Annotated in this window: 19 protein-coding genes; 9 read left to right on the top strand and 10 right to left on the bottom strand. The window is 75.5% G+C overall.

From position 1 onward, the window contains the following. Positions 1–96 precede the first annotated feature (96 nt). From ABTZ17_RS10420 to ABTZ17_RS10410, 3 genes are all read left to right on the top strand, one after another. Positions 97–849, top strand: coding sequence for a LamB/YcsF family protein (locus ABTZ17_RS10420; RefSeq protein ID WP_352195155.1), 753 nt, complete (start codon positions 97–99; stop codon positions 847–849). 98 nt (positions 850–947) lie between these two features. Next, entirely contained in the window at positions 948–1,652 is a 705-nt protein-coding gene (locus ABTZ17_RS10415; protein ID WP_352195154.1) for a 5-oxoprolinase subunit B family protein, read from the top strand. 155 nt (positions 1,653–1,807) lie between these two features. Further along, on the top strand, positions 1,808–2,671 hold the full coding sequence (locus ABTZ17_RS10410) for a 5-oxoprolinase subunit C family protein (protein ID WP_352195153.1): 864 nt from the start codon (positions 1,808–1,810) through the stop codon (positions 2,669–2,671). A gap of 289 nt (positions 2,672–2,960) precedes the next feature. On the opposite strand, the gene ABTZ17_RS10405 is transcribed toward ABTZ17_RS10410, so the two are convergent. Beyond that, the gene (locus ABTZ17_RS10405; RefSeq protein WP_352195137.1) at positions 2,961–4,364 is read right to left on the bottom strand and encodes a HEAT repeat domain-containing protein; all 1,404 of its coding nucleotides are present in this window, start codon (positions 4,362–4,364) and stop codon (positions 2,961–2,963) included. Positions 4,365–4,622: 258 nt separating this feature from the next. Next, positions 4,623–5,039 carry an ankyrin repeat domain-containing protein gene (locus ABTZ17_RS10400; RefSeq protein WP_352195136.1) on the bottom strand — a complete coding sequence of 139 codons (417 nt, stop codon included), beginning with the start codon at positions 5,037–5,039 and terminating at the stop codon, positions 4,623–4,625. A 343-nt stretch (positions 5,040–5,382) separates the two neighbouring features. Between ABTZ17_RS10400 and ABTZ17_RS10395 the strand changes: the two genes are divergently transcribed. Continuing rightward, positions 5,383–5,577 carry a hypothetical protein gene (locus tag ABTZ17_RS10395; RefSeq protein ID WP_226733415.1) on the top strand — a complete coding sequence of 65 codons (195 nt, stop codon included), beginning with the start codon at positions 5,383–5,385 and terminating at the stop codon, positions 5,575–5,577. A 37-nt stretch (positions 5,578–5,614) separates the two neighbouring features. Continuing rightward, a complete protein-coding gene (locus ABTZ17_RS10390; RefSeq protein WP_352195135.1) occupies positions 5,615–7,375 on the top strand; it encodes a hypothetical protein in 1,761 nt (586 codons plus the stop codon). An 85-nt stretch (positions 7,376–7,460) separates the two neighbouring features. Here the strand turns inward: ABTZ17_RS10390 and ABTZ17_RS10385 are convergent, their stop codons facing one another. Next, on the bottom strand, positions 7,461–8,960 hold the full coding sequence (locus ABTZ17_RS10385; protein ID WP_352195134.1) for an SCO1417 family PLP biosynthesis transcription factor: 1,500 nt from the start codon (positions 8,958–8,960) through the stop codon (positions 7,461–7,463). Positions 8,961–9,156: 196 nt separating this feature from the next. Here ABTZ17_RS10385 and ABTZ17_RS10380 point away from each other — a divergent pair, with 196 nt between their 5' ends. From ABTZ17_RS10380 to ABTZ17_RS10370, 3 genes are all read left to right on the top strand, one after another. Then, entirely contained in the window at positions 9,157–9,930 is a 774-nt protein-coding gene (locus ABTZ17_RS10380) for a glycerophosphodiester phosphodiesterase family protein (protein WP_502994637.1), read from the top strand. A gap of 63 nt (positions 9,931–9,993) precedes the next feature. Continuing rightward, positions 9,994–11,382, top strand: coding sequence for an MFS transporter (locus ABTZ17_RS10375; RefSeq protein WP_352195133.1), 1,389 nt, complete (start codon positions 9,994–9,996; stop codon positions 11,380–11,382). 256 nt (positions 11,383–11,638) lie between these two features. Beyond that, positions 11,639–12,013, top strand: coding sequence for an RNA polymerase-binding protein RbpA (locus ABTZ17_RS10370; protein ID WP_003959706.1), 375 nt, complete (start codon positions 11,639–11,641; stop codon positions 12,011–12,013). A gap of 203 nt (positions 12,014–12,216) precedes the next feature. Here the strand turns inward: ABTZ17_RS10370 and fxsA are convergent, their stop codons facing one another. The 4 genes from fxsA to ABTZ17_RS10350 form a co-directional block, all read right to left on the bottom strand. Next, entirely contained in the window at positions 12,217–12,798 is a 582-nt protein-coding gene (gene fxsA / locus ABTZ17_RS10365) for an FxsA family membrane protein (RefSeq protein WP_352195132.1), read from the bottom strand. Positions 12,799–12,954: 156 nt separating this feature from the next. Continuing rightward, the gene (locus ABTZ17_RS10360) at positions 12,955–13,791 is read right to left on the bottom strand and encodes a polyprenol monophosphomannose synthase (RefSeq protein WP_352195131.1); all 837 of its coding nucleotides are present in this window, start codon (positions 13,789–13,791) and stop codon (positions 12,955–12,957) included. A gap of 443 nt (positions 13,792–14,234) precedes the next feature. Further along, complete coding sequence (locus ABTZ17_RS10355; protein ID WP_352195130.1) at positions 14,235–15,887, bottom strand: amidohydrolase; 1,653 nt, start codon at positions 15,885–15,887, stop codon at positions 14,235–14,237. 58 nt (positions 15,888–15,945) lie between these two features. Further along, positions 15,946–16,386, bottom strand: coding sequence for an Lrp/AsnC family transcriptional regulator (locus ABTZ17_RS10350; RefSeq protein ID WP_352195151.1), 441 nt, complete (start codon positions 16,384–16,386; stop codon positions 15,946–15,948). 216 nt (positions 16,387–16,602) lie between these two features. Between ABTZ17_RS10350 and ABTZ17_RS10345 the strand changes: the two genes are divergently transcribed. Next, entirely contained in the window at positions 16,603–17,025 is a 423-nt protein-coding gene (locus tag ABTZ17_RS10345) for a hypothetical protein (protein ID WP_352195129.1), read from the top strand. 29 nt (positions 17,026–17,054) lie between these two features. On the opposite strand, the gene ABTZ17_RS10340 is transcribed toward ABTZ17_RS10345, so the two are convergent. The 3 genes from ABTZ17_RS10340 to ABTZ17_RS10330 form a co-directional block, all read right to left on the bottom strand. Continuing rightward, positions 17,055–18,152, bottom strand: a complete 1,098-nt coding sequence (locus tag ABTZ17_RS10340) for a phosphotransferase family protein (protein ID WP_352195128.1) — start codon at positions 18,150–18,152, stop codon at positions 17,055–17,057. Between the two features lie 53 nt (positions 18,153–18,205). Then, positions 18,206–19,339: an Rv3169 family protein gene (locus tag ABTZ17_RS10335; RefSeq protein WP_352195127.1), complete on the bottom strand. Its 1,134-nt coding sequence runs from the start codon at positions 19,337–19,339 to the stop codon at positions 18,206–18,208. 669 nt (positions 19,340–20,008) lie between these two features. Next, entirely contained in the window at positions 20,009–21,181 is a 1,173-nt protein-coding gene (locus ABTZ17_RS10330; RefSeq protein WP_352195126.1) for an acyl-CoA dehydrogenase family protein, read from the bottom strand. Positions 21,182–21,299 lie beyond the last annotated feature (118 nt).

Below are 21,299 nucleotides of genomic sequence, written 5' to 3'. Positions count from 1 at the left end.
CGGGCCCGCGGACCGCCGGGGCCGGCGGCGGGGCCCTGCGCGGGCGGGGGCCGGCCCGCCGGGCGGGGGCCGGTCTACCCTCACCGCATGGCATCCATGATCGATCTCAACGCGGACCTCGGCGAGGGTTTCGGCCGCTGGACGCTGACCGAGGACGAGGCCCTGCTGTCCGTGGTCAGCAGCGCCAACGTGGCCTGCGGGTTCCACGCCGGAGACCCGTCCACGATGCGGCGGGTGTGCGCCCTGGCGGCGGAGCGGGGGGTGCGGATCGGGGCCCAGGTCTCCTACCGCGATCTGGCCGGCTTCGGACGCCGGGCGATGGACGTGCCCGCCGGCGAGCTGGCCGACGAGGTGGCGTACCAGATCGGGGCGCTGGAGGTGTTCGCGCGGGCGGCCGGGTCCCGGGTGTCGTACGTGAAGCCGCACGGGGCGCTGTACAACCGCACGGTCCACGACGAGGAGCAGGCGGCCGCGGTGGTGGCGGGGACGGTGCTGGCGCTGCCGGGGGTGCCGGTGTTGGGGCTGCCGGGGTCGCGCCTGCTGGCGGCGGCCGGCACGGCGGGTCTGGTGCCGGTGGCCGAGGGCTTCGCGGACCGGGCCTACACGGCGGCGGGCACGCTGGTGCCGCGCGGGGAGCCGGGGGCGGTGCTGCACGAGCCGGAGGCGGTGGTGGCGCAGGCCCGGTCCTTGGCGTTGACGGGGGCGGTGACGGCCGCGGACGGGAGCGCCGTGGCGGTGGCGGCCCGCTCCCTGTGCCTGCACGGGGACACGCCCGGGGCGGCGGCGCTGGCCCGTCGGGTCCGGGAGGAACTGACCGGGGCCGGGGTCCGGGTGGAGTCGTTCGCGTGACCGGGCCGGCGGGCACGGAGGAGCCCCCGCGCGGGGCGGGTGCGGCGCGGGCCCGCGGGGCCGTCGGGGAGCCGGAGGCTTCCGCCGCCGGACCCGCCCTGCGGGTGCTGCGGGCGGGGCGGCGCGCGCTGTTGGTGGAGGCGGGGTCAGGGGAGCGGGTGGCCGCGCTGCACGCCGAGCTGCTGCGGCGCCGGGCGGCGGGCGAGTTGCCGGGGGTGGAGGAGATCGTGCCGGCGGCCCGCACGGTGCTGCTGGACGGGGTGACGGACCCGGACCGGCTGGCCGCGGAGCTGCCCCGTTGGCGGCCGGCGCCGCCGGAGCCCGGCGAGGGGCCGCTGGTGGAGCTGGGCGTCCGTTTCGACGGTCCGGACCTGCCGGAGGTGGCCCGGCTCTGGGGGATGTCCCCGGAGGCGGCGGCGCGGGTGGTGACCGGTACCGGGTTCCGGGTGGCGTTCTGCGGTTTCGCCCCCGGGTTCGGCTACCTCGACGGACTCCCCGCGGAGCTCGCGGTGCCGCGCCGGGCCACGCCCCGGACCTCGGTCCCGGCGGGCTCGGTGGCCCTGGCCGGAGGGTACGCGGGGGTGTACCCGCGCTCCTCCCCCGGCGGCTGGCAGCTGATCGGGAGCACGGACGCGGTGCTGTGGGACCCGGACCGGGAGCCCGCGGCGCTCTTCGCGCCGGGCACCCGGGTGCGGTTCAGGGCGGACACGGGGACGGCACCGGCAACCGACGCCGGCGCGGACACGGTTGCCGGCGCGGAGGCGACCGGCGGTGCGGACGCGGGGACGGAGGGCGCGCGGTGAGGCGGGCGGCGGACGGGCGACCCGGGGGCGACACCGGCCCGGGGCCGGACGGGACGGCATCGGACACGACGGCCTCCGGCACGACGGCACCCGGTACGACGACCTCCGGCACGACGGCTTCCGGCACGACGGCGGCCGGCGGGGCCGGCGGTGCGCTGGAGGTGATCCGGGCCGGGGCCCTCACCACGGTCCAGGACCTGGGCCGGCCGGGCCACGCCCACCTGGGGGTACCGCGTTCGGGGGCCCTGGACCCGCCCGCGCACCGGCTGGCGAACCGCCTCGTCGGGAATCCGGAGGGGGCCGCCGGCCTGGAGACCACCCTCGACGGGGTCGCGTTGCGGCCCCTCGGGGCCTCCGCCGTCACGGTGGCCGTGACGGGGGCGCCCTGCCCGGTGCGGGTGGCCGGCCGGCCCGTCCCCTGGGGGGAGCCCGTACGGGTCCCGGCGGGGGCGGTGCTGGAGGTGGGCCGGCCCGTGGTCGGCCTGCGGAGCTACGTGGCGGTGGCGGGCGGGATCGACGTGCCGGCGGTGCTGGGCAGCCGGGCCACCGACCTGCTGTCGGGGCTGGGCCCGGACCGGCCGGTGACGGGATCGGTCCTGCCGGTCGGGGCGCCGTACGGTCCGCCCCGGGGCGCGGACGGGCTCGCGGCGCCCTCGGTGCCCCCCGCGGAGCTGGTGCTGCCGCTGCTGCCGGGACCCCGCGACGACTGGTTCGCGCCGGGGACGGTGGCGGGGCTGGGCGGGACGCCGTACCGGGTGTCGGCGGACGGCAACCGGATCGGGCTCCGCACGGAGGGGCCGGCGCTGGTCCGCGCCCGGGAGGGCGAACTGCCCAGCGAGGGCATGGTGCTGGGGGCGGTGCAGGTGCCCCCGGACGGACGTCCGGTGCTGTTCCTCGCCGACCATCCGGTCACCGGCGGGTACCCGGTGATCGGGGTGGTCCCGGCGGAGCACCTGCCGGCGGCGGCCCAGGCGGTACCGGGCACGCCCCTGCGCTTCCTGCCGATCGGGCGCCCCTGAACCACGCCCTGGACGCCCCTGACGGGCCCGCGCACGACCCCGTGACCGAAAGCGGGCCGGGCCGAACGTGGGCCGGGCCCGGGGGCCCCGTGAACCGGAGCGCGTCCCCACGCCTCCGGGTCGGAGTCGGCCCCGGGCCCGCCGTGCTCACGAACGGCCTCCGGCCCCCGCCACGGGCCGGGCCGGCCGAGTGGATCCCGGCGGCCGGTCCGCTCGGGCCCGCCCGCTCCGGGAGGTCGGCTCCGCCCCTTCGGCGGGCCGGACCCCCGGGCCGGTCACATCGGGCCGGTCACATCGGCTGCGGGTCCGGAGCGATCCGGCTGCGGACGGCGGACTGCACGTCCTCCTCCTCGGCCGGATCGGCGGCCAGGCGCCGGAGCCGGTCCACGACCCGGGCGTCGCCGGTGGTGGCGTGCACGGCGGCCACCTCGCGGGTGGTCTCCTCGCAGTCCCAGAGGCATTCGACGGCGAAACCCGCGGCGAAGGAGGGGTCGGTGGCGGCCAGCGCCCGGGCGGCGCGGCCGCGGATCCACGAGGAGGCGGTCTCCCGGTACACGTGCCGCAGCACGGGCGCGGCGCAGGCGATGCCCAGCCGGCCCGCCCCGTCCACGAGGACGGAGAGCCCGGCGGCGTCGGGGCCGTCGGCGCGGACGCTCTCGCGGAGGGCGCCCAGGACGAGCGCGGCGTCCGCCGCCGTGCCGTGGTCGGCCAGCTTGCGGCCCGCGGCGGCGCCGAGGGCGTCGGGCCGGTGGGCCCACCCCCGGGCCCGGTCCAGGGCGTGGGGCCCGGACATCCGCTCGAACGCAGCCACCACGGCCTCGTCCTCGGCGGCGGCCTCGATGAGGTCGAGGACGGCCGGGTTCCCCGGCTCGGCCAGGATCAGGTGGTGCAGGGCGGTGGCCCGGGCGGCCCGGCCCGCGCCGCCCGCCGCGGCGGCCAGGATCTCGGGCCGGTCCTCGGGACCCGCCACGGCGGCCAGACAGCGGGCCGCCGGGACGTGCCGCGGGGTGCCGCGCTCGGCACCCTCCTCGGCCCAGGCGAACACGGCGGCCACGCCCCAGCCGGGCTGCGGGCCGGACGGGCTCAGCTGGCGCTGCCAGCGGTCGAAGGAGCCCTGCTCGCGGGCGGCGCGCAGGCGCGCCCCGAAGCTCGGGGACTCCTCCCACAGCCGCCAGGGCCGGGGCTCGTAGGCGTCGCGTACGGCGGCGGCCAGCCGCGCCCCGCCCTCGGGGGTCTCGGGGAAGCGGGCCAGCACGGAGCGGCCCAGGGCGCGCAGGCCGGCGTCGTCGTCGCGCAGGGCGAGTTCGTCGAGGGCCCAGGCCCAGTTGGTGCCGGTGTCGGCGTAGCGGCGCAACAGCAGCACCGCGTCGGCCCGACCGTAGGAGGCGAGGTGTCCGAGTACGGACAGGGCGAGCCCGGTACGGCCCTCCTCCTCGTCGAGCCGGTCCTCGGCGCCGAAGAGGTGGGCCTCGATGCCGCCGAGGTCGCCGGCGAGGTCGAGGTACAGGCGTGCGTAGTACAGGGAGCGGCTCTCCACCTGCCAGTCGCGGCGCGGGTCGGCCGTCACGCAGCTGTTGAGCGCGGCGAGGGCTTCGGCCCTCGGGGCGGCCAGCGCGTGCAGCGTCCCGTCGCCGCGGCCTCTCTGGAGGAGGCCGAGCAGGGTACCGCTCGGAGCTATGACTGGTTCGAACATGGAAATGGCCTCACATCACAAGCTGGGGACGCAACCGGGAATCGGAATTCACGTGGCCGCGTAACAGCATGTCGGGGCGCCCGCCGTCTTCCGCTCGTCGTAGACCATGTCCTTCTCCTTCTAGTTCGGTGACCGGAGCATTCCCCCGTACCCCGTACTTCGGGGTGTACTCCGGATCCGTCGCCATGATGACCCAGCCGGTTTGCGCACCGCGACCACATTTACGGCCTGGCCTGCGCGCACGGGCCGGGGCGGGGCCTACTGGGCCCCGAACAGCTCCAGCAGATCGGCCTTGCCGAACATGCGCGCCGTGTCCACGGCGGAGGGCGTGCCCGCTTCCGGGTCGGCACCGCCCGCGAGCAGGGCCCGGATGACGGCTTCCTCGCCCTTGAAGACGGCGCCGGCGAGGGGGGTCTGGCCGCGGTCGTTCGCGCGGTCGGCCTCGGCCCCGCGGGCCAGGAGCACCGTGACGGCCTCGGCGTGGCCGTGGTAGGCGGCGAGCATCACGAGGGTGTCGCCGCGGTCGTTCGTGAGGTCGGCGGGGACGCCGGCGTCCACGTAGGCCGCCAGGGTCTCCGCGTCGCCCTGCCGGGCCAGGTCGAAGATCTTGGTGGCGAGCTCCACCACGTCCTCGTCCGGGGCCCCGGCCCCCGTGGGCTGCTGCTGGTCGTTCATGGGGCGTGCCGCCTTCCCGGGCTCGCGCGAGCCCTGCCGGTCCTTGCTCTGGAGTGTCACCGGGCCCTGCGGACGCACGGCGGTACGGCGCTGCGTCCGTACGGGTGAATCGACAGAGTACTGCCCGTCACGGGACATGACAGGCCCCGTCCGAGGTAAAGATCACCAGCGGTCGGGCCCGGAGCCGGTGGGGACCAGCCTCCGGCGCCGCCCGCCAGCCGGACTGGGCCAGTCCAGTGAAATCCAGGGATATTCACCCGTATGCACCTTTTATCGCACTGATACTTGCCGTGAGCCTGGAAGTACTCATGGTGACTGTCCCCACCAACCAGGAGAACTTCCGATGGTCCTCAACATCTCGGGCGTGGTGCTGCTCGGCATCATCTGCTTCCTCTTCTTCCGCAAGGACGGGATGAAGCTGTCCCACGCCTTCGTCTGCGCCCTGTTCGGCTTCTTCCTCGCGGGCTCCGCGATCGCGCCGAGCATCACGGCCAGTACCGCGAGCATCGCCTCGCTCCTCGGCGGCATCAAGCTCTGATCCGGCCCGCACCACCCGACGACTCCAGGAGACGCCCGTGGCCCGGCGACCACTACCCCGCATCCTCACCGGCGGCACCGCCCCGCTGGCCCGGGGCCGCGAGATCGCGCGCACAGCGGCCGACAGCGCCACGGACGTCATCCACCCCCTGTTGACCATCGGGCGCGGCCTGCGCCTGCTGGCCGCCGCCGGGCGCGGCAGGTGGGCGGAGACCCCCAAGGACAAGCGCGGTCCCACGCTCTTCCTGGTCGCCGCCTGCCTGCTCGTGATCGGCCTGATCCCCTACGGTCCCGCCCTGGCCCTGGCGGTCCTGGCCGCGGCCGCGGCCTGGCAGGGCCGGGACCGCACCCCGGCCCGCACCGGACCCGGCGAGGCCGAGTCCGAGCGGCTGGCCTCCCTGTACGAGGCCCTGGTGCCGTACTTCTCGCTCGCGGAGGACCCGAGCCCGCTCTTCGCCCACGGCGGCGACTGGGAGAGGGCCTTCAGCGAGTACGCCTTCGACGACGCGGGCCGGCTGACCCGGCTGCGGATCCGCTACCCGGCCTACTTCACCGACGGGGAACCGGCCGCGCGGGCCCGCATCGAACAGCTGCTGCACGCCAAGTCCGGGCGCGGCCGCGAGTACCTCTTCGGCTGGGACGAGGAGGGCAACCGCCTCGACATGGGCGTGCTCGCCCCGCTGCCCGTCGGAATCGCCGCCCAGCGGTGGGTGACCGCCCCCGGCGAGACGGTCCTCGGCTTCACCGACCCCGACGAGGTGCGCCGCACCCTGCCCGTGACCGACGGGGAGGAGGTCCGGGACCTTCCGCCGGTGATCTGGCGCACCGGGGTCCGGGCCACCGAACCGCACCTGCTGGCCGTCGGCGAACCGGGCAGCGGCACCTCCTCCCTGCTCCGCTCCGTCGCCCTCCAGGCCCTGCGCCACGGCGACGTGCTGATCGTCGAGGGCGGCGGCCACGGCGAGTACGCCTGCCTGACCGGTCGGACCGGCGTGCTCGCGGTGGAGGGCGGCCTGACGGGCGCGCTGGCCACCTTGGAATGGGCCGCGCACGAGACCGAGCGGCGGCTCATCGCCGCCGGTCGGGCCCGACAGTCCGGGCTCCCCGCCCCCGAGGACACCCGCCGGCCGCTGTGGATCCTCCTCGACCGGCCCGGGGTGCTGCGCCACCTCGCGGCCGCGGAGGGCCGCCCCGACCCGCTCTCCCTGCTCCAAGTCGCCCTGCGACACGGCCGGGCCGCGAACGTGACCGTGGTGGTGGCCGAACAGTTCGACGCCCTGGAGCTGCTCGGGGAGGCGGTGTTCGCCTGCACCCGCGCCCGGGTGGTCCTCGGCCCCGTCTCCCCGGACCGCGTCGCCGCCGTGCTGGGCGCCGCCCCGCACAGCACGCCCGCCACGGAGGTGCCCCCCGGCCGGGGGTACGCCCGGCTCGGCGCGGGCCCGGTGCTCCGGCTCCAGGTGCCCGCCACGCCCGACCCGTACGACGACACCGCCGCACCGGCCGCCCGGCAGGCCGTACTGGACCTGCTCCCGGAGCGTCGGGGGCAGGTCGAGCCGGCCGCGGCCGAGCCGGTGCCCGCCCAGGCGGCCCCGCAGCGCGCCGCGTCGGACGAGCCGGACGCGCCCGCCGGACCGGCCGACGGCCGGGAAGCGGATCCCGTCGAGACCACGGCGGCCCTCCCGGTGGCCGCGCCGAAGGCCCTGGAGCACGCCGGAGCGGCCCCGGCCCCGGCCGCGGAGGGCGAGGCCCCCGCGGCGACCGGCGGCTCCCCCGGTGTGGAGGCCGGCGGCCCGCGCTGACCCGGGACCGCCCCCGTACGTACTCCCCGCCCCCGAGAGCCGCCCGGGGGCGGGCCGGGTCACCGGGGGCGGGGAGACCCGGGGATCAGGCCACGAAGGTGCGCGGCGCCTCGCCCGCGGCGCCCGCGCCGGTGGCCACCAGCTTCGCCGCGGCGGCCAGGCGCAGGGCCGCTTCCTCGGCCACCGGCCCGCCCACGGTGAACGGCAGCCGGACGTACCCCTCGAAGGCCCCGTCCACCCCGAACCGGGGACCGGAGGGCACCCGCACCCCCAGCCGCTCCCCCACCTCGGCCAGTCGGGAGCCGGACAGCCCGCCCGCGCGGGCCCACAGGGTCAGACCGCCCCGGGGCACCTCGAACTCCCAGTCGGGCAGCTCCCGGCGGACCGCCGCGACCAGCGCGTCCCGGTTCTCCCGGGCCTGGTTGCGACGCAGTTCCACGGCCTGCTCCCAGCCCCCGGTGCGCATCAGCCAGTTCACGGCGAGCTGTTCCACCACCGGGGTGCCCAGGTCGGCGTAGGCACGGGCCGAGATCAGGCTGCGGATCACATCGGGGGCGGCCCGGACCCAGCCGATCCGCATGCCCGCCCAGAAGGCCTTGCTGGCCGAGCCCACGGTGACCACGGTGCTGCCCGCCGGATCGAAGGCGCACACCCGGCGCGGCATCTCCAGATCGGGTTCCAACCACAGCTCGGACATGGTCTCGTCGACCACCAGCACGGTGCCGGCGGACCGGGCCGCCTCCACCATGGCCCGCCGCTGCTCCTCGTCCGCGAGGGCGCCGGTGGGGTTGTGGAAGTCCGCGACCACGTAGGCCAGCCGGGGGGCGGAGTCCCGCAGGACCTGCCGCCAGGTGCCCAGGTCCCAGCCGCCCAGCGCGTCCGCCATGGCCACCGGCACCAGACGTGCCCCGGCCGAACGCATCAGCTGGAGGATGTTGGCGTAGGAGGGGGACTCCACGGCGATCCGCTCCCCGCGCCCGGCGAAGAGGTGGCAGATGGCGTCGATGGCGCCCATGGCCCCGGTGGTGACCATGATCTGCTCGGGCATGGTGGGGATGCCCTGGGCGGTGTAGCGGTCGGCGAGCATCCGGCGCAGCACCTGCAGGCCCGCCGGGTAGTCCCCGTGGGTGTGGGCGTACGGGGGCAGCTCCTCCAGGGCGCCCTGCACGGCGCGGGTCAGCCAGGGTTCGGGGGCGGGCAGCGCGGCGCAGCCGAGGTCGATCATGGAGCCCAGGGCCTCGGGGGGCAGCGGTTCGAGGCCGCGGGCGGGGAGCGGGTTCCCGGCGGGCACCGAGGTCCAGCTGCCGGCGCCGCGGCGGGATTCGAGGAATCCCTCGCCGCGCAGGGCCTCGTAGGCGGCGGCGACGGTGGTGCGGCTGACCTCCAGGGCCATGGCCAGTTCGCGTTCGGCGGGCAGCCGGGCGCCCACCGGCACCCGGCCCTCCAGGACCAGCAGCCGGACGCCGTCGGCCAGGGCCCGGTAGGCGGGGGGCTTGCGGGTGCCGGGGACGGCCGGTCGTGGCTGCTGCGAGGAGATCAGTCGGGCCAGCTGTGCGGCCCCGACCGCCGAGGTCCACTGCGCCATGATGTCGGTCCACCTTCGCGTGATTGGCTTTGCCGGGATTGCCATTGGCTCGGAATCCCGGGGTTCAGGTTGTCACGGTCCGGTCCACCGACGCCAGGGGGCCCGGCTCCGGCGGTCCCGATCAGGCCACCGGCCGGTGCGGGCCGTCCCGGAGCGGGCTCCGGTCACCCGCCGGCGGGCGTGCATACTGCCGGGCGTGAACCTCACCAGCCGCCCGCGCCACCCGTACCTCGACCGCCCCGCCCCGCTCGCCTTCGCCCACCGCGGCGGGGCCGCGGACGGGCTGGAGAACACGGTCGCCGCCTTCCGCCGGGCCGCCGAGGCCGGGTACCGGTACTTCGAGACCGACGTGCACACCACGGCCGACGGGCGCCTGGTCGCCTTCCACGACGCCACCCTGGACCGGGTCACGGACGCGGCGGGTCGGATCGGGGCGCTGCCCTGGAGCGAGGTGGCGCGGGCCCGGGTGGCCGGCCGGGAGCCGCTGCCGCTGTTCGAGGAGCTGCTGGAGGAGTTCCCGGAGGCGCGCTGGAACGTGGACGTGAAGGCGGAGGCCGCCCTGGCGCCGCTGCTGGAACTGATCGCCCGCCGGGACTGCTGGGACCGGGTCTGCGTGGGCTCCTTCTCGGAGGCCCGGGTGGCCCGCGCCCAGCGGCTGGCCGGGCCACGGCTGGCCACCTCCTACGGAGTGCGCGGGGTGGCGGCGCTGCGGCTGCGGTCCCTGGGCGTGCCGGTTCCGCTGCGCGCCGGGGCGGTGGCGGCCCAGGTGCCGGAGCACCAGGCGGGGGTGCGGGTGGTGGACCGGCGGTTCGTGCGGACGGCGCACGCCCTCGGGCTCCAGGTGCACGTCTGGACCGTGAACGAACCGCAACGCATGGACTCTCTCCTGGACCTGGGCGTCGATGGCATCATGACCGACCGGATCGACATCTTGCGCACGGTGCTGGAGCGGCGCGGGGCCTGGACCTGACACGTCCCCGGCGCCGCGGCGCGGGCCCGGCCGGCGCGGCACGGGGCAAGTGAGGGGGCACCGGTGAGTGCTGAGAACACGGATCCTGCGGGAACGGCGGCGGGCTCCGGGCCACCGGGCGGGGACGCGCCGACGGCCGCCGAGCGGCGGCGGGAGCAGCACGGCTGGTACTTCTACGACTTCGCCTGCTCCGTGTACTCCGCGAGCGTGCTGACGGTGTTCATCGGCCCCTACCTCACCTCGGTGGCGAAGGCGGCGGCGGACGCCGAGGGCTTCGTGCACCCGCTGGGGATTCCGGTGCGGGCGGGCTCCTTCTTCGCCTACGCGGTCTCGGCCTCGGTGATCCTGGCGGTGCTCCTGATGCCGCTGGTCGGGGCCGTCGCGGACCGGACCGGCCGCAAGAAGCCGCTGCTGGCGGCGGCCGCCTACACCGGCGCGGGCGCCACCACGGCCATGTTCTTCCTGGGCGGGGAGCGCTACCTGCTGGGCGGGCTGCTGCTGATCGTGGCGAACGCCTCGATGGCCGTCTCGATGGTGCTGTACAACGCCTACCTGCCGCAGATCGCCGAACCCGACGAGCGGGACGCGGTCTCCTCGCGGGGCTGGGCCTTCGGCTACACGGCCGGCTCGGTGATGCTGGTGGTGAACCTGGTCCTCTACCAGGGTCACGAGTCCTTCGGCCTCTCCGAGGGCATGGCGGTGCGGATCTGCCTGGCCTCCGCGGGCCTGTGGTGGGGGGCCTTCGCCCTGGTGCCGCTGCGCCGGTTGCGGGACCGGCACGTGGTCCGCGCCCCGGGCGGGGGGCCTGCGGGCAGCGGCTGGAAGCAGCTCGTGGCCACCCTCAAGGACATGCGCAAGCACCCGCTGACGCTCTCCTTCCTGCTGGCCTACCTGGTCTACAACGACGGGGTGCAGACCGTGATCTCGCAGGCTTCGGTGTACGGCTCCGAGGAGCTGGGCCTGGAGCAGTCCACGCTGATCGCGGCCGTCCTGCTGGTGCAGGTGCTGGCGGTGGCGGGCGCGCTGGGCATGGGGCGACTGGCGCGCGTGTACGGGGCGAAGCGGACCATCCTGGGGTCGCTGGCCGCGTGGACGGTGACCCTGGCCGCCGGCTACTTCCTGCCCGCGGGGGCCCCGGTCTGGTTCTTCGTGCTGGCCGCGATGATCGGGCTGGTGCTCGGCGGCAGCCAGGCGCTGTCCCGCTCGCTCTTCTCGCACCTGGTCCCGAAGGGCAAGGAGGCCGAGTACTTCTCCGCGTACGAGATCAGCGACCGCGGGGTGAGTTGGGTGGGGCCGTTGGTGTTCGGTCTCACGTACCAGCTGACGGGGAGCTACCGGGACGCCATCATCTCCCTGGTGGTCTTCTTCGCACTCGGATTCGTCCTGCTCGCACGGGTGCCCGTACGGGCGGCCGTGGCAGCGGCGGGAAATCCGGTTCCGGACCGGATTTAGACCTCGAAGTCAAAGGCCGGTAGTGTACGCCTTTGGCCTGCCCAGGCGGACCGTTACTGCGTGCCGATGAAGTGAAAACGTTGGGTGACATCTGCTGTCAGATGTGACAAAACGGGCATTGGTGGGTACAACAAGGGGCGGCACGACGGGCGACGCACGACTGGGAGCGGGAATCTATACCGCCGACCGGACGTTGACCGGATGACGACGACAGCGACACCTGTCCTGTGGGCGACAAGCCCGGGAGGCACGATTCATGAGTGAGCGAGCTCTCCGCGGCACGCGGCTCGTGGTTACCAGCTACGAGACCGACCGCGGCATCGATCTGGCCCCGCGCCAGGCGGTGGAGTACGCATGCCAGAACGGACATCGATTTGAGATGCCGTTCTCGGTTGAGGCGGAGATTCCGCCGGAGTGGGAGTGCAAGGCGTGCGGCGCCCAGGCACTCCTGGTGGACGGGGACGGGCCCGAAGAGAAGAAGGGCAAGCCCGCGCGAACGCACTGGGACATGCTCATGGAGCGGCGTACCCGCGAAGAGCTGGAGGAGGTGCTGGCCGAGAGGCTGGCAGTACTCCGTTCCGGCGCCATGAACATCGCGGTGCACCCGCGAGACAGCCGCAAGTCCGCCTGACGAGGGCGCGACGCACCAGAGCCGCGGGGGTCCGTCACCTCAGGTGAAGCGGAGCCCCGCGGCTCTTGGGCGTGCCCGGAAACGGACCGATCGAGTCCGTTCGACGGGGCGCGCACGCGAAGGAGGGCCCGGGCTCAGAGCCCGGGCCCTCCTCGTCGTGCCCGCGTGGTGCCGCGCCGGCACCCCCGTGCGGCCAGGGGGCCTCAGGGGGTCAGCGGCGGGTGGTTGCGGGGCTCGCCGGGCCCGCGGGCCGGTCCGCCGTCCTCGCGGATCACCTCGCCCGGTACGACCTTACCGTCCGGGTAGTGGATGCGGGCCTGCTGGAAGGCGTCGCCGAAGCCGCCGGGGGCCGCCGTGGCGATCCGGCGCTCCAGGAAGCGCTCGCCGGAGCGGGACACCAGGGCGCGGACCGGAGGCAGCAGCAGGAGCAGGCCGGCCAGGTCGGAGAGCAGACCGGGCATGATCAGCAGCAGGCCCGCCAGCATGGTGAGACCGTTGCCGGAGCCCTGACCGGGCTTCGGGGCGGGCGGTGCGCCGGTGCTCTGCGCCTGCTGGAAGGTCTCGGTGAGGTTCCGGAAGGCGCGGCGCCCGGCCCGCTTGATGACCACCGTGCCGAGCACGAAGCCGGCCGCCAGCACCGCCACCACGCCGAGCCCGCCGAGCAGCGAGCCGACCACGGTGAGCAGCCAGATCTCCAGGACCAGCCAGGCGGCGACCGCCAGGGGGAGAAAGGTACGGGCGCGCGAGCGCCGGGGGGCCGTCGGGGAAGAAACGCCGGTCGTCATACCACCAGTGTGCCCGGACGGCCGTAAGGGCCGGTTCAGGACCGCCGGCACCGGGCGACCGGCGACCGCCCGCCCGGTGGTCCGTCGGGCCGCCGGTCACGCGCGTTCAGGGGCCGCCGGTGCGGCGGCTGCCGGACGTTCGGGGCCGCCGGAGGCTCAGGGCCTCTTCTCCCCCGCACGCTTGTCGCCCGCCTGCTTGTCGCCCGCCTGCTTCTCGCCCGAGGCCAGACCCTTGGCGGCGTCGAGGACCTGGCCCGCGCGGGTGCCCAGGCCCCAGCCGGTGACCCGCCACAGCGCCTCGACCACGATGTCCTTGCTCATCTTGCTGTCGCCGAACTCACGCTCGACGAAGGTGATCGGCACCTCCACCACGTGGAAGCCGGCCTCCACGGAGCGCCGCGCCAGGTCGACCTGGAAGCAGTAGCCCTGCGAGGCGACCATGTCCAGGCCCAGCCCCTCCAGGGTCTCCCGGCGGAAGGCCCGGAACCCGCCGGTGATGTCCCGGATCGGCACGTCGAGCATCAGCCGGGAGTAGGTGCTGCCGCCGCGGGAGAGGAACTGCCGGTGCCAGGGCCAGTTCACCACCCGGCCGCCGGGCACCCAGCGGGAGCCCAGGACCAGGTCGGCGCCGTTCAGGGCCGTCAGCAGGCGGGGCAGCTCCTCGGGCTGGTGGGAGCCGTCGGCGTCCATCTCCACGAGCACGCCGTAGCCCTGCTCGATGCCCCAGCGGAAGCCCGCGAGGTAGGCCGCGCCCAGCCCCTCCTTGCCCTTGCGGTGCAGCACGTGCACCTGGTCGTCCTCGGCGGACAGCTCGTCGGCGATCTTGCCGGTGCCGTCGGGGCTGTTGTCGTCGGCCACCAGGACGTGTGCGGCCGGCACCGCCGCCCGCACGCGGGAGACGATCGGCCTGATGTTCTCCGCCTCGTTGTAGGTCGGAATGATCACCAGGACCGTGCCGAGCGGTCCGTACCGCCGCTCATCCCCGTAGCTCACTGATTCCCCTTCGCGCTTCCGTTCACAGAAGCACCACCTTAGCGAGCGCCCGGGAGCGGGTTCGAGCCGACGCGGACCGGCGGCCGGGAGGCGGCGGGATCGGGGCCCGGAGACCTTCGGTCCGGCCCGGCGCGGCCGCTGGCTGCGGACGGACGGAGCCGTTGTCTACTGGACGTCCGGGCCCCTCCCGGGTCGCACCTCCGGCCCGGCGAAACCTTCCCTCGCGCCCGAGGCGCGGGGCGCTGAACGTGCGGGTCCGCCGGTACCGGACGTCCTGATGGTGGACGCGGAGAACCTACCCGGCCCCCGCGGCCCCTTGTCAACACCACCTCTGACCTGGGATTTCCCTCCGAGGGAGGCGGAAAGTCCTGGTCAGTACCCGGGCCCCGGGAGCGCACTCCCGGGGCCCGCGCACATCGATCGGCGCAATCGCGCGCCCCCTGTCACCTCTGTGGGCGTACGTGGACCGCGCGGCCCCCCACGTAGGTCCCCAGGCAGACCGGGAGCTCCCGGCCGGGGGTCAGGTCGGGCAGGCCCGGGGTGCCCGAGCGCGGGTCGGTGGACCAGCGGGCCACCCGGTCGTCGGGGGCCTGGACGACCAGCTCGTCGGTGTGCCAGAGGGCGTAGTCGGCGGGGGCGCCGGGCACCAGGGTGCCCGCGTCGTCGCGGCCCAGGGCCCGCCAGCCGCCCCGGGTGTGGGCGGTGAAGGCGGCGCGGACCGAGATCCGGTGCTCGGGGGTGCGGTGGAAGGCGGCGGCCCGGACCGTACCCCAGGGGTCGAGCGGGGTCACCGGGGAGTCGGAGCCGAAGGCCAGCGCCACCCCGGCCTTCAGCATCGCCGCGTACGGGTTGAGGGTGCGGGCACGGTCGGCGCCGAGGCGGTCCGCGTACATGCCGTCCGCGCCGCCCCAGGCCGCGTCGAAGGCGGGCTGCACGGAGGCGGTCAGTCCCAGTTCGGCGAAGGCGGCGATGCTGTCGGCGTCCATCATCTCGGCGTGCTCCACCCGGTGCCGGGCGGCCCGGATCCGGGCGATGCCGAGCTTCTCCGCGGCGGCGCGCACGCCCTCCGTCACGGCGGCCACGGCGGCGTCCCCGATGGCGTGGAAGCCCGCCTGGAGCCCGGCCTCGGTGCACGCGGCCACGTGGGCGGCCACTGCGGCCGCGTCGAGGTAGGCGGTGCCCGTGTGCGCGGCGTCGGCGTACGGGGCGTGCAGGCAGGCCGTGTGGGAGCCCAGGGCCCCGTCCACGAAGAGGTCGCCGGCGGCGCCGACGGCGCCCAGCTCGCGGGCCAGCGCGAGGTCGGTGTCCGCCCAGTAGCCGGCGACCCGGGGGCCGGGTTCGCGGCGGGCGAGCTCCAGCAGGCCCGTCAAGTCCTCCGGGGAGGAGATCTCGGGGCCGGCGCACTCGTGCACGGAGCCGATGCCGAGGGAGGCCGCGTGCCGCAGCGCGGCCCGCTGGGCCTCCTCGCGCTGGGTCGGGGTGATCGCGCCGAGGGCGGCGGCCCGGACGGCGTGGTGGGCGTCCCGGGTGAGGGGCTCGCCTGCCTGGAAGCCGGCGCGGTCCCGGACACCGGGGACCAGGTCGAGCAGGGCGGTGGTGACCACGGCCGAGTGCACGTCGATGCGGCTCAGGTAGAGCGGCCGGCCCGCGGTGGCCGCGTCGAGCTCCTCGCGGCGCGGGGCCCGGCGTTCGGGCCAGCGGGCGGCGTCCCAGCCGTGGCCGAGGAGCACCCGGTCGGCGGGGCGGGCGGCGGCGTGCGCCCGCACCAGGGCGAGTGCGTCGGCGAGGGAGGTGGCGCCGGACAGGTCCAGCCCGGTCAGGGCCAGTCCGGTGGCGGTGGTGTGCACGTGCGCGTCGGTGAACGCGGGGGTGACCAGGGCGCCGTCCAGGTCGACGACCTCGTCCACGCCGTCGGCGAAGGCGTCGGCCGCGCCCTCGGAGCCGACCCAGGCGATGTGGCCCCGTTCCACGACCATCGCGGTGGCGAAGGGGTCGGCGGGGCTGTGCACCTCTCCCCGCCGGAGCAGGACGGTGCGGTCGTGCGGTGGTGCATCGGCTCCGGCGCCTTCGGCGGAGCCCGTGGGGGTCTCGGTCATGGGGACCAGTCTCCCGCGCCGGGGTCGCGCTCCCGGCCGGGGGGTGGTCCGGTCCCGGTCAGATCCGGGGCGGCCGGGCCTCGTACGGGGTGGACAGCACCACGGTGGTGCGGGTCGAGACCCCGGCGAGGGCCCGCAGGCGGCTCAGCAGGTCCTCCAGTTCCAGCGGGGTGGCGACCCGCACCTTCAGGATGTAGTTCTCGTCGCCGGCCACGCTGTGGCAGGCCTCGATCTCGGGCACCCCGGCCAGCCGGTCGGCGATGTCGTCGGGGGCGCTCAGGTCGAAGGGCTTGACCGAGATGAAGGCCGTCAGGGGCAGTCCCACGGCCTCCGGGTCGACGACGGCGGCGTAGCCGCGGATCACGCCGCGCTGTTCCAGGCGGCGTACTCGCTGGTGGACCGCCGACGTGGACAGGCCGGTGGCCTTGCCCAGGTCCGTGTAGCTCATGCGCCCGTCACGGACGAGCAGCTCCACGATCTGGCGGTCCAGTTCTTCCATTGCGCTCATAGCCGCTCAACCTATTGCCCGAGGTGGCGTCCGGCACAGTGCCGGGCCGCCCGAAGTGGCACCTGCGGCAGGCATGTGACCAAGGCCACAAGGGTAAGTGGGCGTAGAGGGGGGTCTTGCCGGTTATCCGTCGCGCGCGGCGGGAAGTGCTTGCTGTGGCCGAGGCCCGATCCTGTCCGCCCGGCCCACCCAAGGGGGAATACATCCATGCCGAACACCAAGCGCGCGTTCCGCACCGAGCCCGAGCCTCTCGAACTGGCCGACGGCGACGAGGCCGAGGAACTCTGGTCCGCGGAGTCCTTCGAGGTCCGCCACGCCGTCTGCCCCGACTGCGCCCAGGCCATCGCCCTCGTCGCGGACGAGGAGTTCCTGCCCGAGCACGCCCTCTGCCTGAGCCCGTGGAACCCGTTCGGACTCACGGTCTGCGCGGGCACCGGTCGCCCGGCGACCCTCGCCGACGACGAGCCCGAGGGCGAGTACCCGGAGCCGGCCGCCGTGGTCCTGCTCGCCCTCCCCCAGGGCCTCGACTGGCGCACCCAGCCGTTCTCGCACGTCGGCGGGCCGGGTTCGCGTCCGGTGCGGCTGTCCGTGCCGCGGCCGGACCGCAGCCGCCACGTACAGGCCGCCTGACCCGTACGCGACGACCGCGGCGGCGCGGTTCACCAGTAGGTGCCCTGCACCATGGCGGCGAGACTGGCATGGTGCAGGATCAGCCCGTCCGGATCCGCGGGCACCTCCACCTCCCCGAAGTGCGCCTGTCGGTAGGCGATCCGCAGCATCACCACGGCGTGCCGCAGGGCGGCGTACAGCGTGTGGAACTCCATGTCCCGCGGGGTGTGACCGGTGAGGTCCGCGTAGCGCGCCTCCACCTCCGCGCGGCGCAGGAAGTCCGGCAGTCCCGGCTGGCCGAAGCCGGTGGTGAGGTCCTGGAAGAAGCGGTGCAGGTACACCGTCCAGCCCAGGTCCACCTCGCGCGGGGCGAGCGCGGCCATCTCCCAGTCCAGTACGGCCACCGGCTCGAAGCCGTCGGCCCGGTAGACGACGTTCCCGATGCGGGCGTCACCCCAGTTGAGGACCGCCGGGCCCTCGTCCGCGGGCCACAGCTCCTCCAGCCGGGCGAAGGCCCGCTCGATCAGCGGGGACGGGGCGAGCCCCTTCACCACCCAGGCGTAGTAGTCCCGTTGGGCCTCGACGTGCCGGCGGAGCGGGCTGCCACCGCCCGGGGGCAGCAGGAACTCCCCTTCCGCGGGCGGGAACTGGTCGTGCAGCCGGGCCAGCAGGCTCACGGAGGCCGCTTCCAGGCGGGCCCGTTCGGCGTCGGTGGCCGCGTGCAGCCAGTTGCCCTCGTAGGTGTAGGGCATCACGTCCGGGGGGACCCGACCCTCGGCCCGTTCCATCACGAAGAAGGGCGCCCCGAGCGGTGCGGGATCGGTCTCCAGCCAGTGGACGCGGGGCACCGGCAGGTCGGTGTGGCGGGCGACCAGGTCCATCACCCGGTGCTGGCGGGGCAGGTCGTAGCGGGGGAAGACGGTGTAGGCGGCCGGGTCGGCGGCCAGCCGGAGGGCGCAGGCCCGGACCGGGGTCCGGGGGTGCTCGATGTCGAAGAGCAGGGTCTCGCTGGACATCCCGTTGGAGGAGGGTACGGAGATCCCGGACACCCGGGCGCCCGGCAGGCGCCGGTCGAGCCAGGCCGTGAGGCGGCGGCCGAGCTCCTCGGGGTCGCGGGTGGTGGTGCGGGGGCGTGGTGCCGTGGTCATGGCGGTGCTCCTGTCCCTGCGGGTGGGCGGGTCCGGTCGGCGGGCGGCGTCGTTCAGCGGGCGACGGAGCCGTAGTCGGTGAAGCCGCTGGGGTCGTGTCGGCCGAAGCTGCCGTGCTCGAAGATGCCGTGGCCGGTGCGCCCGTCGAGGGTGAACCGGGCGGAGTGGTCGGTGACCCCGAAGGCGGCCATCGGGTGGGCGGCGGGGTCGGTCAGGTCGTAGGCGCGCCGGTCCGTCCAGCCGCGCCCCTGCCAGCTGCCGTGCTGCCAGTCCGGGGCCGGGGGGTAGCCCGCGCCGACGGCGAGCGGGGAGGACACCAGGATCTCCGCGCGCAGTTCGAGGGGCTTGCGGGCCTGGTCGGTGAGGTGGACCACGGCGGCTTCGGGATGCCGGGTGCCGGGGGCGTACCGGATCTCGGTGTGCGGCCAGCCGAGCTGGGCGTCGGGGCGGCCGGCGGCGGCGGGGAAGACCTGGACGGCCTCGTTGAGGGTGCGGTGGCCGTCGGCGTCCTCCTGGACGACGACCATCACGAAGCGGTCCTCGAAGCGGACGGGGATCCAGAGCCAGTGGAAGCCCTCGGGACGCAGTTCCTCGGCGGCCCGGCCGCCGTCCTCGCCGGGGATCGGGCGGACCCCCCAACTGCGGTCGCGGGTGCCGGTCCACTCCCCCGGGGCGAGCCGGATCTCCTCGCCGCGGGCGCGCAGGGTGCCGGTGACGGTGCCCGCCTGCACGAAGCGGCGGCCTTCGAGCATCAGCCGGTCGCCGCGGCGCTGCACGTGGTGCGGTTCCCAGACGGCGGGGAAGTCGGCGGTCCAGGTCAGCTCGTAGGAGAGCCCGTCGGGGTCGGCGGGGTCCGGGTCGCAGGTGAGGGTGAACCGGCGGAGGGGTTCGTCCACGGTGATGCGCAGCGGGCCGACGGACAGGTCCGTGCGGTCCTCGCCGAGGGCGTCGGAGGCGCGGACGGCGAGGAGTTCGTCGCCGAGGCGGAGGGTGGCGTAGGCGTCGATGACGCCGGTGTTGGGGTAGACCCCGAGGCCGAGGACGAGCAGGGCGCGGCCCGCGTGGTCGAACACGTGGAAGATGCAGCGGTCGTAGGCGTTCCGGTCGCCCGTGGCGACGTGCTTCATCGACAGGGGCACCTGGTGGATCGGGTACTCGTCGAGGGCGACGGGGCGGTCCACGGGCATGGCAGGCCTCCTGGGCTGGGCGGCGGGACAGCGGATATGACGGTACGTCAGTAATCGTGCTGTCGCCCAGAGTTCTGACACTCCCTGCCATCCGGCCACGAAATGCCGCCACCCGCCTCGCGGAGGTCGCGCGGGGGCACCCGTGGGTGGGGGCGCCCGGCGCGGGAACGCCCCGGGCGGAACGGTCCGGGGGGGCGGGGACCGCACGCGGCCGTCCGGGGCCGGGGCCCGCGGGGGCGCGGGGGCGGATGGTCCTCACCCCCGGACGGCGGGCCCGGGGCCGCCGGGCCGGGGCCGCCGGGGAGGGCCGGCCGGGCCGGGGACCGGCCGCCCCGACGCCCTTCGCCCCGCCCGGGTCCCGGGTGTGTCGGGGACACGTCGAACGGAGTCCCGACGGGGGCGGGCGGTGACCCGGGGGGCGGCGGTCGCGTTGGCCCGGCATGACCATGCTTCAGACCCCGGCCACGGGACGCAGGCGGCGCCCGCAGCCCCCCGGATTCGAAGAATCGGTTCAGCAGCACGTGGCCGCGGCCGATCCACCGATCTACCGGTCCCTGATGGAGCGCTGGGCCGGGGACGGGCGCACCCTGCCCGGCCGCAGGGACCCGGAATGGGCCCGGCTCACCCGCTCCTCGGTCTGGCCGACCGGGGAGCTGTTCGAGCAGCCGTTCAGCGGCTCTCGGGGCCGGCCAGGTGGCGGGCGATGACCACGCGCTGGATCTGGTTGGTGCCCTCGACGATCTGGAGCACCTTGGCCTCGCGCATCAGCCGCTCGGCCGGGAAGTCCGCGGTGTACCCGTAGCCGCCGAGCACCTGCACCGCGTCGGTGGTGACGCTCATCGCGGCGTCGGTGCAGAAGAGCTTGGCCATGGCGGCCTGCCGGGAGAAGGGCAGGCCCGCGTCCCGGAGCCGGGCCGCGGACAGGTACAGGGCACGACCGGCCTCGATCTTGACCGCCATGTCGGCGAGCATGAAGCGCAGGCCCTGGAAGTCGGCGATGGGCCGGCCGAACTGGCTGCGTCCGGCGGCGTAGGTCAGGGCCTCGTCCAGGGCGGCCTGGGCGATGCCGATCGCGCAGGCGGCGATGCCCAGACGGCCGGAGTCCAGGGCGCCCAGGGCCAGGGTGAAGCCCTGCCCCTCCTCGCCCAGCCGGCGCCCGTCGGAGACGCGCACCCCGTCGAGGTGGACCTGGGCCGTCGGAGAGCCCTTCATGCCCATCTTCTTCTCGGGCGGGGCGGCGCTCAGGCCGGGCGCGTCCCCGGGGACCAGGAAGGCGGAGATGCCGCGCGGGCCCTCGCCGCCGGTGCGGGCGAGGACGGTGTAGAAGTCGGCGACGCCGCCGTGGGTGATCCACGCCTTGGTGCCGGTGAGGATCCAGTCGTCCCCGTCCCGGACGGCCTTCGTGGTCAGGGAGGCCGCGTCCGAGCCCGAGGCGGGCTCGGAGAGGCAGTAGGCGCCCAGCAGGCCGCCGCCCAGCATCGCGGGCAGGTACTCCTTGCGCTGCTCCTCGGCGCCGAACCCGGCCAGGCCGTGGCAGGCGAGGGAGTGCACGCTGACGCCGAGGCCCACGGTCAGGCGGGCCGCGGCCAGCTCCTCCAGGACCTGGAGGTAGACCTCGTAGGGCTGGTCTCCGCCGCCGTACTCCGAGGAGTACGGCAGGCCCAGCAGCCCGGACTCGGAGAGCAGGCCGAACAGCTCGCGGGGGAACTCCCCGGCCTCCTCCTGCTCGGCGGCCGCGGGACGGATCTCCCGGTCGGCGATCTCGCGTACGAGCGCGAGGAGGTCACGGGCCTCCTCGGTGGGCAGCTGTCGGTCCACCGGCTGCGGGGCACGGTCGGTCATGGCGGCGCTCTCCTCCCTGGGTCAGGGCAGTGCAGCGGCACGCGCCGGGTATGCGCGCGCCGCCGGATGTCGGTGCTCTCGCAACCGATGCTGCCCTGCCGGATCACGGAAGGGGCCC

It is taken from the genome of Streptomyces sp. NPDC097619 (assembly GCF_040302735.1).
In the GTDB taxonomy this organism is placed as follows: domain Bacteria; phylum Actinomycetota; class Actinomycetes; order Streptomycetales; family Streptomycetaceae; genus Streptomyces.
The sequence above is the reverse complement of the archived record's forward strand: the minus strand, read 5'-3'. Positions and strand labels throughout refer to the sequence as shown.

Bases quoted from the DNA above. Each gene is read 5' to 3' on its own strand.
- ABTZ17_RS10355 (WP_352195130.1), bottom strand. From the start codon at position 15,887: ATGACCGAGACCCCCACGGGCTCCGCCGAAGGCGCCGGAGCCGATGCA.
- ABTZ17_RS10340 (WP_352195128.1), bottom strand. From the start codon at position 18,152: ATGACCACGGCACCACGCCCCCGCACCACCACCCGCGACCCCGAGGAG.
- ABTZ17_RS10370 (WP_003959706.1), top strand. From the start codon at position 11,639: ATGAGTGAGCGAGCTCTCCGCGGCACGCGGCTCGTGGTTACCAGCTAC.
- ABTZ17_RS10405 (WP_352195137.1), bottom strand. From the start codon at position 4,364: ATGTTCGAACCAGTCATAGCTCCGAGCGGTACCCTGCTCGGCCTCCTC.
- ABTZ17_RS10335 (WP_352195127.1), bottom strand. From the start codon at position 19,339: ATGCCCGTGGACCGCCCCGTCGCCCTCGACGAGTACCCGATCCACCAG.
- ABTZ17_RS10350 (WP_352195151.1), bottom strand. From the start codon at position 16,386: ATGGAAGAACTGGACCGCCAGATCGTGGAGCTGCTCGTCCGTGACGGG.
- ABTZ17_RS10395 (WP_226733415.1), top strand. From the start codon at position 5,383: ATGGTCCTCAACATCTCGGGCGTGGTGCTGCTCGGCATCATCTGCTTC.
- ABTZ17_RS10385 (WP_352195134.1), bottom strand. From the start codon at position 8,960: ATGGCGCAGTGGACCTCGGCGGTCGGGGCCGCACAGCTGGCCCGACTG.
- ABTZ17_RS10330 (WP_352195126.1), bottom strand. From the start codon at position 21,181: ATGACCGACCGTGCCCCGCAGCCGGTGGACCGACAGCTGCCCACCGAG.
- ABTZ17_RS10345 (WP_352195129.1), top strand. From the start codon at position 16,603: ATGCCGAACACCAAGCGCGCGTTCCGCACCGAGCCCGAGCCTCTCGAA.
- fxsA (WP_352195132.1), bottom strand. From the start codon at position 12,798: ATGACGACCGGCGTTTCTTCCCCGACGGCCCCCCGGCGCTCGCGCGCC.
- ABTZ17_RS10400 (WP_352195136.1), bottom strand. From the start codon at position 5,039: ATGAACGACCAGCAGCAGCCCACGGGGGCCGGGGCCCCGGACGAGGAC.
- ABTZ17_RS10420 (WP_352195155.1), top strand. From the start codon at position 97: ATGATCGATCTCAACGCGGACCTCGGCGAGGGTTTCGGCCGCTGGACG.